9 protein-coding genes are annotated in these 12,963 nt (G+C 65.0%); 5 read left to right on the top strand and 4 right to left on the bottom strand.

The window, feature by feature from the left end; genetic code table 11:
• Nucleotides 1-281 precede the first annotated feature (281 nt).
• Entirely contained in the window at nt 282-3,119 is a 2,838-nt protein-coding gene (locus ACZLIF_RS15770; protein WP_128990769.1) for a TonB-dependent receptor, read from the top strand.
• 139 nt (nt 3,120-3,258) lie between these two features.
• On the opposite strand, the gene ACZLIF_RS15775 is transcribed toward ACZLIF_RS15770, so the two are convergent.
• Entirely contained in the window at nt 3,259-3,861 is a 603-nt protein-coding gene (locus ACZLIF_RS15775; protein ID WP_053520195.1) for a TetR/AcrR family transcriptional regulator, read from the bottom strand.
• Between the two features lie 141 nt (nt 3,862-4,002).
• Between ACZLIF_RS15775 and ACZLIF_RS15780 the strand changes: the two genes are divergently transcribed.
• The 3 genes from ACZLIF_RS15780 to ACZLIF_RS15790 all read left to right on the top strand — a co-directional run bounded on the left by ACZLIF_RS15780 (nt 4,003) and on the right by ACZLIF_RS15790 (nt 7,936).
• Nucleotides 4,003-4,920 carry an alpha/beta fold hydrolase gene (locus ACZLIF_RS15780; RefSeq protein WP_065174796.1) on the top strand — a complete coding sequence of 306 codons (918 nt, stop codon included), beginning with the start codon at nt 4,003-4,005 and terminating at the stop codon, nt 4,918-4,920.
• The gene (locus ACZLIF_RS15785; RefSeq protein ID WP_128990767.1) at nt 4,917-7,394 is read left to right on the top strand and encodes an acyl-CoA dehydrogenase; all 2,478 of its coding nucleotides are present in this window, start codon (nt 4,917-4,919) and stop codon (nt 7,392-7,394) included. The genes ACZLIF_RS15780 and ACZLIF_RS15785 overlap by 4 nt, the downstream gene beginning before the upstream one ends.
• A 74-nt stretch (nt 7,395-7,468) precedes the next feature.
• The gene (locus ACZLIF_RS15790; RefSeq protein ID WP_065182618.1) at nt 7,469-7,936 is read left to right on the top strand and encodes a hotdog fold domain-containing protein; all 468 of its coding nucleotides are present in this window, start codon (nt 7,469-7,471) and stop codon (nt 7,934-7,936) included.
• A gap of 474 nt (nt 7,937-8,410) precedes the next feature.
• Here ACZLIF_RS15790 and ACZLIF_RS15795 read toward each other — a convergent pair whose 3' ends face one another.
• Nucleotides 8,411-8,761, bottom strand: coding sequence for a DUF1304 domain-containing protein (locus tag ACZLIF_RS15795; RefSeq protein WP_128989749.1), 351 nt, complete (start codon nt 8,759-8,761; stop codon nt 8,411-8,413).
• Nucleotides 8,762-8,836: 75 nt separating this feature from the next.
• Nucleotides 8,837-10,165 carry an NTP/NDP exchange transporter gene (locus ACZLIF_RS15800; RefSeq protein ID WP_053520263.1) on the bottom strand — a complete coding sequence of 443 codons (1,329 nt, stop codon included), beginning with the start codon at nt 10,163-10,165 and terminating at the stop codon, nt 8,837-8,839.
• A gap of 284 nt (nt 10,166-10,449) precedes the next feature.
• Between ACZLIF_RS15800 and ACZLIF_RS15805 the strand changes: the two genes are divergently transcribed.
• Nucleotides 10,450-11,850, top strand: coding sequence for a serine hydrolase domain-containing protein (locus tag ACZLIF_RS15805; RefSeq protein WP_053520262.1), 1,401 nt, complete (start codon nt 10,450-10,452; stop codon nt 11,848-11,850).
• A 140-nt stretch (nt 11,851-11,990) separates the two neighbouring features.
• Here the strand turns inward: ACZLIF_RS15805 and ACZLIF_RS15810 are convergent, their stop codons facing one another.
• Entirely contained in the window at nt 11,991-12,491 is a 501-nt protein-coding gene (locus ACZLIF_RS15810) for a histone (RefSeq protein WP_065174792.1), read from the bottom strand.
• Nucleotides 12,492-12,963 lie beyond the last annotated feature (472 nt).

Below are 12,963 nucleotides of genomic sequence, written 5' to 3' on the forward strand. Positions count from 1 at the left end.
GTGTGCGTTTCTCGCCGCAGCGACATGTTTCGATACATATCAATGGAAACTTTTTTCATCATTTTTCTTTAACAAACGAGGCGCCATGCCACAAACCCTACTGCAAGCCATTGAAAAGTATTGACATTCCATCAATTTACACAAATCACAGCTTTGATTAACACAGCTTTAATTCTTGGCAGGCGCCCGCTACTATCGGCTCAGCCTCGCGATTTGGAAGCGCACTTTCGCTTCCCCGCCGGGCATAACCCCAGCCAAGATTTCTTGGAGAGAGAGAGCCAATGAAACTCAAGTCCAGCCAGCTGCGCGATGCAGTTGTGATCGCGCTTGTTGCCGGTGCCACCACGGCGACGGCACAGGCCCAGGATGCCACCAACCTCGATCGCATCGAGGTCACCGGTTCGCGCATCCGCCAGGTCGACACCGAAACCGCACAGCCGGTGATGACCATCAGCCGTGACCAGATCGAGAAGCAGGGCTTCAAGTCGGTCGCCGACATCCTGCAGAACATCCCGACCGCCGGTTCGCCCGCCATCAGCCGCACCTCGCCGCTGAGCTCGGGTGAAGCCGTCGGCGGCTACTACATCGACCTCCGCAACCTCGGTGCGAACCGCACCCTGATCCTGATCGATGGCCGACGCCTCGGCATCACCAACGATGGCCTGCAGGACGTGGCGTCGATCCCGTCGGCGATGGTCGAGCGCATCGAAGTCCTGAAGGACGGTGCTTCCACCATCTACGGTTCGGACGCGATCGCCGGCGTGGTGAACATCATCACCCGCAAGGATTTCGAAGGCGCGGAAGCCAACGTGTACATCGGCCAGTGGGACCAAGGCGATGGCAAGCGCGAGAACTACGACTTCATCATGGGCTTCCGTGGTGAGCGTGGTTCACTGACCGCCGGTGTTGAATACACCAATGAAGATCCGGTGTGGGCAAAGGACCGTTGGTTCTCGCGTGACCGCTTCCCGACCGGCGAGAAGAGCGCCCCGCGTCCGGGCGGCCTGTCCGGCACCTCGCAGTGGGGCCGCTTCGTCTACAACGGCCAGCTCTACACCCTGCGCCGTGATGTCCCGGGCCTGGATCCGTCCGACTTCGCAAGCTACCGCCTTGTCAACCCGTCCATCGACGTCTCCAATCCCGCGTTGGCCTCGACCGTGTACAGCGGCATCAAGCGCAAGTCGGCCTTCCTGAACGGCCGCTTCGACTTCACCGACAACGTGCGCTTCGACACCAGCGTCATGTACACCGACCGTGAGTCGTTCGCGCAGAACGCCGGCTATCCGTTCTTCAGCGAGGACTACCCGCTGGCCGGCCCGTTGTCGGCGGACAGCATCTACAACCCGGTAGGCGAAGACGTCGATTATGTCCGTCGCGGTTGGGAAGTACCCCGCGAAGTGCACAACAGCCTGACCACCACCCGCTTCACCGGCGTGTTCAGCGGTTCGTTCCAGACCGGCGAGCGCTACTGGGACTGGGAAGCCGGCTATCTGTACAACCAGAACAAGGGCACCCAGGTCAGCACCGGCAACCTGAACACCTACGCGGTTGGTCAGGCTACAGGTCCGTCCTTCATCAACGCCAACGGCCAGGCACAGTGCGGCACCCCGGATTCCCCGATCCCGCTGGGTAGCGGCCCCGGGGCCTGCACCCCGTGGAACCCGCTTATTCCGAACGGCTACAACTCGCCGAACAGCCTTGCCGATCCCGACGTGCAGGCCTATCTGTATCAGCCGGGCCAAGCGCTGTCGCGCACCACGACCAAGAACTACTTCGCCAATATCGCCGGCACCATCGCAACCCTGCCGGCGGGTGATCTGGGCGTGGCGATCGGCGTGGAGCGTCGTGAAGAAAGCGGTTCGTTCTCGCCGGACGCGCTGGCCCAGACCGGCATCTCGACCGATCTGGCCGCAGGCCCGACGCAGGGTGGTTACAACCTCAACGAAATCTACGCAGAACTGCAGATCCCGATCCTGGCCGACCTGCCGGGCGCGAAGGAACTGACCCTGACCGCCGCCACCCGTTACTCGGATTACGACACCTTCGGCGACACGCTGAACAGCAAGTTCGGCCTGAAGTGGAAGCCGGTGGACTCGATCCTGATCCGCGGCACTTGGTCGGAAGGCTTCCGCGCCCCGACCGTGGCCGACCTGTACGGCGGTATCTCGCAGACGTTCCCGAGCTACACGGATCCATGTGACACCAGCTTCGGCCCAGCCGCAGGCAACGCGCGCTGCCTGGCCGACGTGCCGGCCGGCTTCCGCCAGCCGAACACCTCCAGCAGTGGCCCGGCACAGGGTCCGGGTGAGGCCAGCGACACCCCGTTCATCACCGGTTCGACGCCGGGCCTGACGCCGGAAACCTCTACGTCCAAGACCATCGGCGTGGTGTGGAGCCCGGAATTCCTGAGCGGCTTCAACGCCTCGCTGGACTGGTGGAACATCCGCATCGAGAACACCATCGTTGCCGACACGCCGACCGACCTGCTGAACGACTGCTACCTGCGTGGCATCGAATCCCGCTGCACCGGCTTCACGCGTAACGCCAACGGCAACATCACCGATCTGGAGTTCGCACTGCGCAATGCCGGCTATGTCGAGACCGAAGGCTTCGACTTTGACGTGAACTACCGCTTCGAGACCGGTTTCGGCAACTTCACCACGTCGTGGCAGAACACCTACGTCACGAAGAACGAGATCAAGCAGGACAACACCGACAATCCGCCGACCCAGCAGAACGGCTTCGAAGGCAACTTCCGTATCCGTTCAAACCTGACCATCAACTGGCAGCTGGAGAACCTGTCGGTCTCCTGGACCGCGCGTTATTACTCGGGCACCAAGGAAGATTGCTACTTCGACGACCGCTGCACCCTGCCGGACTTCAGTGCACCGGATACGCAGGGCCAGATCACGCCGAAGAACGAGCTGGGCTCCAACACTTTCCACGACCTGCAGGTGTCCTACAATCTGCCGTGGAATGCGACCGTGGCCGTCGGTGCCAACAACGTGTTCGATCACTGGGCGGCTCCGGCCTACGCCCAGCCGAACTCGGGCTACTCGTACTACGGTGGTTACGACATCGGTCGCTTCGTATACATGAAGTACCAGCAGAAGTTCTGATCGGTTGATCGATCGATGACTGCAGCAACGGCCCCGCAAGGGGCCGTTGTTCTTTCTGCACTGCCGGCGCGTACCACCCTGCACCGGCAACAAAAAAGCCGCGATCAGGTCGCGGCTTTCTCGTGGGCAACGGAAACCGTCAGCCGTTCGGAATGAGCGTCTCGATCAGGTGTTCGACATAGGCCTCGAAATCCTCCCGCGCCTGCTTCGGCTGCTGCAGCTGCAGCGACAGCTGCAGGAAGCCCACATAGGCCGCATAGGCCAGGCGCGCACGATGGCGTGCGTCGGTGGAGCTCAGGCCTGCCTGACGGAACGAGGCGATCAGGTAATCGAGGCGACGCTGCGAAACGCGGTCGATGACCGGCCGCACCATCGGATGGTCCAGCGCCTTCAGCAGCTCGCTGTAGATGATGTGCGGCTGCACTTCGTGCGCCACCATCTGGAACAGCTGACGCAGGCGCGCGCGCGGATCCGGCACGTCTTCCAGGCTGCCGAACACCTGCTCCTGCTCGAACAGCTCCCACCGCTCCAACGCCGCCTGCAGCAGGGCGTCGCGCGAGGGGAAATGCCAGTAGAAGCTGCCCTTGGTGACGCCGAGGCGCCGCGCCAGCGGTTCCACCGCGACGGCACCCACGCCTTGTTCAGCAATCAGATCGAGGGCCGCCTGGGCCCAGTCTTCGGCGCTCAGGCGGCTGTTGCGGCCGGCGCGCGGTTCGCCGGCAGAAGCGTCAGGTTGATTCATGGAGTGATTTAACCATACGGCGGGGTTCGTTGCAGTACGCGGATGCAGCCCAAGGGCTCCGCTGTGCCGACCGGCCACCTGACGCGCCGCACCATACCATGCAGTATTGACATCCCCCACAACCGATCCATACTAGCAAGTATGGTTACTTCCCCCACTCCCGTTGCGTTCCACGACCTGCGTCTGGAAGCCGCGCACGGCACACGGCTGGCCGCCACGGCCAGCGATCACGGCCGCCGCGGCCGGGTGCTGTTCGCCCACGGTTTCGGGCAGACCCGGCATGCCTGGAACGCCACGGCCCGCGCGCTGTCTGCTGCCGGCCTGCAGACGCTGGCCTACGACGCCCGCGGTCACGGCGATTCGGACTGGAATGCCGCCGACCTGCCCTATCACGGCGAGCAGTTTGCTGACGATCTGATCGTGCTGGCCGGTGAACAGCCGCGCCCGCCCGTGCTGGTCGCGGCCTCGATGGGCGGCCTGTTCGGCCTGCTGGCCGAATCGCGCTGGCCGGGCCTGTTCTCGGCGATGGTGCTGGTGGACATCACCCCGCGCTGGGATACCGCGGGCGTAGAGCGCATCCTCGCCTTCATGACCGCCCATCCCGATGGCTTCGCCTCGCTGGCGCAGGCCGCCGACGTGATTTCCGCCTACATGCCGCACCGGCCTCGCAAATCCGAGCAGTCGCTGCGCGCGCTGCTGCGCGAGGATGGTCACGGCCGCTGGCGCTGGCACTGGGATCCGCGCCTGGTCGCCGAGCTGGCCCGCGACAGCGAGCAGCACCAGGATGCGCTGGCCGATGCCGCGCGCCAGGTGAAGTGCCCGATGCTGCTGGTCAGTGGGGGTCGCAGCGACCTGGTCACGCCGCAGACCGTGGCCGAGTTCCTGGCGCTGGCCCCGCACGCGCGCCACGTGCAGTTGCCGCAGGCCACGCACATGGTCGCCGGCGACGACAACGACGCCTTTACCGCTACTGTGTTGGACTATCTGGACGTGTTGCCTGCGGTGGACGCCGCAGCTTCGTCCGTCACAAACGAGCACGTCACCGGAGCACGCTCATGAGCATCGTTCTTCCCTTCCTTGCCCTGCTGCTGGCAGGTGCATTCGCCGCCTACCACCGCATGCGGCTGGTCACCTGGACGCTGATCAGCGCCGCGCTGCTGGTCGCCTGCTGGTTCATCCCCTACGTCAACCAGACCTCCACGATCGTCGCCGCCGCCGTGCTGGCCTTGATCGCTGTACCGCTGCTGCTGCCGTTCATCCGCAAGCCGCTGCTGACCGGTCCGATGATGAAGGTGTTCCGCAAGGTGCTGCCGCCGCTGTCGCAGACCGAGCGCATCGCACTGGAAACCGGCTCGGTCGGTTTCGAGGGCGAGCTGTTCACCGGCGATCCGGACTGGAACATCCTGCTCAACTATCCCAAGCCGCAGTTGACCGCCGAGGAGCAGGCCTTCCTCGACGGCCCGGTGGAAGAGCTGTGCCGGATGGTCAACGACTGGGAGATCACCCACGTCCACGCCGACCTGCCGCCGGAGCTGTGGGCCTTCATCAAGAAGAACAAGTTCTTCGGCATGATCATCCCGAAGGAATACGGCGGCCTGGGCTTCTCTGCGCTGGCCCACCACAAGGTGATCCAGAAGCTGGCCTCGGTATCCTCGGTGGTCAGCTCGACCGTCGGCGTGCCGAACTCGCTGGGTCCGGGCGAACTGCTGGTGCATTACGGCACCCAGGAGCAGAAGGACCAGTACCTGCCGCGTCTGGCCGACGGTCGTGAAGTGCCCTGCTTCGGCCTGACCGGCCCGTTTGCCGGCTCCGATGCCACCTCGATTCCCGACTACGGCATCGTCTGCCGGGGCGAATGGAATGGCGAGCAGGTGCTGGGCGTCAGGCTGACGTTCGACAAGCGTTACATCACCCTGGCTCCGGTCGCATCGCTGATCGGTCTGGCCTTCCGCATGTACGACCCGGATGGCCTGATCGGCGAGACCCGCGACATCGGCATCACTCTGGGCCTGCTGCCGCGCGATACCGCCGGCGTCGAGATCGGCCGCCGCCACTTCCCGCTGAACTCGACCTTCCAGAACGGCCCGATCCGCGGCAAGGACGTGTTCATCCCGCTGACCCAGCTCATCGGCGGCGCTGCCATGGCCGGCAAGGGCTGGAACATGCTCAACGAATGCCTGGCCGTGGGCCGTTCGATCACGCTGCCGTCCACCGCCAGCGGTGGCGCCAAGGCCGGCGCTGCGGTGACCGGCGCCTACGCGCGCATCCGCAAGCAGTTCGGCCTGTCGGTCGGCCGCTTTGAAGGCGTGGAGGAAGCACTGGCCCGCATCGGCGGCAAGGCCTACAAGATCAGCGCGCTGTCGCAGGCCACGGCTGCCGCCGTCGACCGCGGCGACGTGCCATCGGTACCGTCGGCGATCGCCAAGTACCACTGCACCAGCATGAGCCGCGAGGTGATCTCGGACGTGATGGATGTCATCGGCGGCAAGGGCATCATCCTCGGCCCGCGCAACTTCGCCGGCCGCAGCTGGCAGGCTGCGCCGATCGCGATCACCGTGGAAGGCGCCAACATCATGACCCGCAGCCTGCTGATCTTCGGCCAGGGTGCGATTCTCTGCCACCCGTGGGTGCTGAAGGAGATGAAGGCTGCACAGGATCCGGATACCCGTGCCGGCCTGCAGGAATTCGACCGCAGCCTGTTCGGCCACATCCGCTACGGCATTTCCAACGCCGTGCGCTCGTTCTGGTTCGGCCTGACCGGCGCCCGCTTCGGTGCCGCCCCGGGCGATGCCTACACCCGCCGTTACTTCCGCAAGCTGGACCGCTATTCGGCCAATCTGGCGCTGATGGCCGACATCTCGATGATGACGCTCGGCGGCAAGCTGAAGTTCAAGGAATCGCTGTCCGGCCGCCTGGGCGATGTGCTGAGCCACATCTACATGACCAGCGCCATGCTCAAGCGCTACCACGATGAAGGCGCACCGCAGGCCGACCAGCCGCTGCTGGCGTGGGCCTTCCATGACAGCGTGCACAAGATCGAAGAATCGCTGTCGGCCGCCCTGCGCAACTTCCCGATCCGTCCGATCGGCTGGCTGATGTGGGCACTGATCTTCCCGCTGGGTCGCCGCGCCGAAGCACCGGGTGATCGCCTGAGCCGTCGCGTCGCCGCTCTGCTGATGGCGCCGAACGAAGCGCGCGACCGCCTGGCACAGGGTGTGTTCCTGACCCCGTGCGAGAACAACCCCGGCGGCCGCATCAACAGCTATCTGGCCAAGGCCATCATGGCCGAGCCGGTGGAGCGCAAGTTCCTGAAGGCGCTGAAGAGCAAGGGCATCGAGGCGCTGGACTTCCAGAGCCAGCTGGACGAAGCCGTGGCCGAAGGTGTGATCACCCAGGACGAGCGCACGCTGCTGGAAGAGCTGCGCACGCTGACCCTGGACACCATCACCGTGGACGACTTCGACACCCACGAACTGCGTGCGGCCAGCTACTACGACCGCCAGCACAAGGACCCGCACTCGCAGGCTGCCTGATCGCCCGCGACGCGCGTTGCCTCGACGGCGGGCCTCGGCCCGCCGTCGCTTTATCCGCCCAACGGAATCCCACCATGTCCACGCCCCTGCTCTCGCTCTACAACCGCCTGCAGCGCTGGCCTGCCGGCACCTGGCTGTTCTCGCGCGCGGTGTGCTTCAAGGCGCCCTACTTCGCCAGCATCGCGCCGCGCATCACCCGCCTGGAAAATGGCCGCTGCGAAGGTACGCTGGCGGACCGGCGCAGGGTGCGCAACCACATCGGCACGGTGCACGCGATCGCGATGTGCAATCTGGCCGAACTGACGGCCGGGCTGATGGTCGATGCATCACTGCCGAAGGGCATGCGCTGGATCCCCAAGGGCATGCAGGTGCAGTACCTGGCCAAGGCACGCGGCACGCTGCAGGCGGTGGCACTGCCGGCGCAGCCGATCGTGGTCGCGGCCCAGGGCTATGCGCTGCCGGTGACGGTGAGCGTGCGCGACCGTGCAGGGACCGAAGTGTTCAGCGCGGTCATCGACATGTGGATGTCGCCGGCCAAGTGAGGTTCCGGCCAACGGCGCAGCCCCTCGTGGGTTGGTCGCGGCATGCGGTTATCGGTTGGGCCGGATGGGTCGAGCCAGGCGGGGACGCCGTGAACCCATCCCTGGGGGCTTAGCCGCGCCATCCATGGCGCGGATACCCCGCCCGGCCCGACCCATCCGGCCTCTGACAGATTTGTGCGGCGTCCAACCCACGCAGAAGAAAAAAGAAGAGCAGAAGCAAAAGCAGCCCATCGGCCGCTTTTGCTGTTGCTGTTGCTGTTTGCTCTTTTTTTTCTTCTCCGTGGGCTGGACGCCCGCGGAAACTGTCAGGGGCCGGGCGGGTTGGGTTCGCGGGGGTGTCCGCGGCATGGATGCCGCGGCCAAGCCTACAGGGACGTACTTGCGGCGTCCCCCGCAAACCCAACCCGCCCGGCCAAACCCATGACACGCTCTACGCGGCCAACCCACGAGGGGCTGCGCCGTTGGCCGGAACTCTCACACCAGCGCGCGCAGCACCAGCGCCAGGATCGCCGGCAGCGCCTGGATCATGAAGATCCGGCGGCTCACGCTGTACGCGCCATAGCACCCCGCCACGACCACGCAGACCAGCGAGAACGTCACCAGCACCGGCTGTGCCATCACCAGCCCCGCCACGATGCCGGCCGCCAGGAAGCCGTTGTACAGCCCCTGGTTGGCCGCCAGCACCTGTGTGGTCTGCGCCTTCTCCGGCGTGTTGCGGAACGTTTTCAGCCCCAGTGGCCGCGTCCACAGGAACATCTCCAGCACCAGGAAGTAGACGTGCAGCAGGGCGACCAGCAGAGTCAGGGCGAGTGCGATCCAGTACATGGGCGGTTCCTTGAACAGGGATGGAGAATGGGGTCAGATCCCTTTCCTGCCGGAAAAGGATCTGACCCCGGAAAATCAACGGTCGCGGGGCAGCTTCTTCTCTTCGCGCAGCACGCCGAACGCGGCCAGCGTCATGAACGCGGCCACCGCAACGCCTCCGATGAACACCACGTGCGAACCGAACAATGCCAGTCCCTTGTGCACCCAGGTGAAGCTCAGGTCGGCACCACGATAGACCACCGTGTCGATGGCCGCACCGGCCTTGTAGCGCCATTGCCGGTCGACACGGGTATAGATCGTCTCGCGTGCCGGCTTGGCCAGGGCGAACTCGCTGGCCCGGGTCATCACCTGCACCACCGCCACCATCAGCGGCATCGGCGACGCCGCCAGCACCGAGAAGCCGATCAGGATCGCGAAGCCGGGAATCAACAGCGCCGGAGCGATGCCGTGGCGCGACAGCAGCCAGCGGGTCAGGCCCAGCTGCATCAGCAGGGCCAGCGCGTTCACCGCCAGATCGATGCGCGAGAAAAATGCGGTGCTCGCCGCAGGGTCGGTGAACGACGCGCGCACGATGCTGGCCTGCTGGTTGTACAGCAGCGTTCCCACGCCGACGCCGAACACCACCATGATGGCCAGCCAGCGCAGCAGGGGCTCGCGCGCGATCAGCTTCAGGCCATCAAGCACGCTGCCGCCCATCGGCTGCTCGCCGGAGACCAGTTGCTGCTCGCGTTCACGCAGCACCGCCCAGTGCCGCAAGCGCCAGATGCACAGCAGGCACACGATCAGGAAGCCGGCCGAGACCAGCATCAGGTTGGCGATACCCACCCGCTGCACCAGCGCACTGGTGATGATCGGGCCGAGGAACGCGCCGAGCGTGCCGGCCGCGCCGATGTAGCCGTAGTACGCACGGGCCTGCACGTTGGAGAACACATCCGCCATGAAGCTCCAGAACACGGCGACGGCGAACAGGTTGAACACCATGACCCAGAAGAAGAAGGCCATGCCCCGCCCCGGCACGCCACTGTCGAACAGTGCGTAGAAGCCCAGCAGGGTCGCGATGAAGAAGCCATACACGGCCGGCAGGAATACCCGCCGCGGAAAGCGGCTGACCAGCCAGCCATAGACCGGCTGCAGCACCAGCATGATCACGAACACGCAGGAAAACAGGAACTGCAGGACGAAATCCTTCAGTGCGATGCCGTGGCTGGCGAACCAGGCGATCAGCACCGGCGGGAACACCGTCTCCAGGTCGGCCGAAGCCGCCATCGCCTCGCGTACCGGTCGCAGCACGTAGTAGCCGCTCAGCAGGCAGAAGAAGTAGAGGAACGACCACCACAGTGCCGGGGACTCGCGCAGCGCTGCCAGCAGCCCGCGCAACGGCCTCCCGTCCTGCACCGAACTCATGCGGCGCCCCACGCCAGCAGGCAGCGGTTGGACAGCGGCATGGCAGGCTCCGGGGGGCGGCAAAGCGCGTACGTTAGCCAATGCACTGCAACATCGCCAGCGCGGCACGCAGGTGGCACCGCAGGGGACTCGCACGGGCGACCGCCGACACGTTCGGATACACAATCCGGCAGCGTCAAAATTCCAACTTTTTCAACGAGATGCGCATTCATCTTCGCTTTGTTTGTGCACAGGCGAAAAGCGGCGCTAGAATCGCCATCAGCAGTCGCGCACGGGTCCAACCGATGAAAAAGAACAGCCTGCGTCGTCCGATCCGTTCGGCGGCCACCGGTTTGCTGGGCATGCTGATGCCCGTTGCCTTGTCCACCACCGCGCAGACCCCGCCGGCCTTGCCGCCGATGCCGGCCAACATCGAGACCGCGGCCGCGCCGGCCGTCGCTCATACCCAGCCGGCCGCTTACCGTACCGGCCTGATGCCGCAGGTGCAGGCACCCGCCCCCGGCTTCAACGTTGCCAACATCGAATCGATGGCGCAGCAGCTCACCTATGGCGAGCGCGTGCCGGGCATGGCGGTGGCGATCGTGCAGGGCGGACGCGTGCTGAGTGCGCGCGGTTACGGCGTCACCGACGTCAACAATCCGCTGCCGGTCGATGCCCATACCGTGTTCCGGCTGGCCTCGCTGTCCAAGGCCTTCGCGGGCACCATGGCCGGCCTGCTGGTCAATGACGGCACGCTGCGCTGGGACAGCAAGGTCACCGACTATGTGCCCGGCTTCCGCCTCAACTCGCCGGAAGCCACCGAGCGTCTGACCGTCGCCGACGTGCTCAGCCACCGCGTCGGCCTGCCCTACAACGCCTACGACCGTGACATCGAAGGCAACGCCGAGTACTACGCACTGACCCAGAAGCTGGCCAACACCAGCCTCAAGTGCCTGCCAGGCGACTGCTACGCCTACCAGAACGTGGCCTTCAGCCTGATCGGCGACGTCGTCTACGCCGCCTCCGGCAGCTTCTACGAGCAGGCGGTCGAGCGCCGCATCTTCAAGCCGCTGGGCATGAACGATGCCAGCCTCGGCCTGGCCGGCATCCAGGCCAGTTCGCGGTGGGCACGTCCGCATGTGCGCAGCCGTAATGGCTGGGTGTCGCTGACGCCGAAACCGACCTACTACCGGGTCGCGCCGGCGGCCGGCGTCAACGCCAGTGCCAGCGACATGGCACAGTGGCTGCTGGCCCACACCGGTCATCGCCCCGACGTGCTGCCGGCACCGCTGCTGGCCACCCTGCATTCGAGCCTGATCAACACGCCGGGCGAAATGCGGTCGGGCTGGCGCCGCGAGCGTCTGCATTCGGCCGGCTACGCGCTCGGCTGGCGCACCTTCGATTACGCCGGTCATGACGTGGTGTTCCACGCCGGCGCCGTGCAGGGCTACCGTGGCCTTGTCGCTCTGGTCCCGGAGCGTGATCTCGGCATCGCGATCATGTGGAACGGCGAAAGCGGCCTGCCCAGCGGCCTGCTGCCGACCGTGCTCGACTCCGCGCTTGGCCTTCCCTCGCAACGTTGGCTGGACGTGGATACCGACTTCGGCAGCGACAACCTGATGGCCGAGGGCGCAAGCCCGGCGCAGCAGGACAAGCGCAAGGGCAAGGGTGCATCCAGCAACCGCGCGGTCGCCTCGCCGCGCTGAACCGGCACTCCCTGGCATCACCGGAAGGGCGGCCCATCGGTCGCCCTTTTTTCTTGCGGGCTGCAGGCAGGGGATAAAAAAACCCCCTCCTCGCTGGGCAGCCGAGGAAGGGGTTTCAGGGTACGGCTATCGGGAAGTACTTAGATCAGCGGCGCCGGGGTTGCCGGCAGAGCGACCGGAGCGGCCTTCTTCTTGCGGGCGGCCGGCTTGCGCTTGGCGACCTTCTTCGCTGCCTTCTTCGGGGCAGCCTTCTTGGTCGCCTTCTTGGCCGCCTTCTTCGCAACCTTCTTTACGGCCTTCTTGGTCGCCTTCTTGGCGACCTTCTTGGCCGGCTTGCGGGCAGTGGTCTTCTTGGCGGCCTTCTTTGCAGTCTTCTTCGCTGCCTTCTTGGCGACCTTCTTCACTGCCTTCTTCGCGGTCTTCTTCGCCGGCTTCTTGGCTACCTTCTTTGCCGCCTTCTTCACTGCCTTCTTCGCAGTGGTCTTCTTGGCGACCTTCTTCGCAGCCTTCTTCACCGCCTTCTTGGCGGTCGCCTTCTTTGCGACCTTCTTCACTGCCTTCTTGGCAGCGGCCTTCTTAGCGACCTTCTTCACCGCCTTCTTGGCGGCGGGCTTTTTCTTCGCAGCTTTCTTGGTTGCCATGGGATGGCTCCTCGTCAGTGATAGGGAGTTGAAACGCCCAGGTGGATCAAACCCGCGGATGCTGCGTGCGGGGACCGCCGGCGCGTCAGGCGCGCCGTTACGGATGCGGCAATGCCTGCCTCGATCGGCGGAGCAGGCATCGGAACGGGAGTTGCCTTGCATTTCTCCGGGGGAAGCGGGGCCATGTCCACCGTCTTGGGGATCGCGGTGGCTTTCGAGGGGCTGCTTCGCATCGGACGATTGATTCTGCGCACTCGGTTGGGCAGGCAAGGTCTGCTGAGGCGAAACCTAATCACGCTTTTTTTTACTGTCAACAACCCCCGCGAAAAATTTTCACATTGGCGCCGTCCCGGACACCGCCTCCAGCGTCCTCGTTTCGCTTCCGCAGACACCGCTGGCGTGCACAACACGACCGCCACGCGCACCACTGCGTGCGCGCGCGCTCAAGAAAAAACACTTGAAATAAGCACTC

This window comes from Stenotrophomonas sp. 2201_Sma (genome assembly GCF_056486685.1).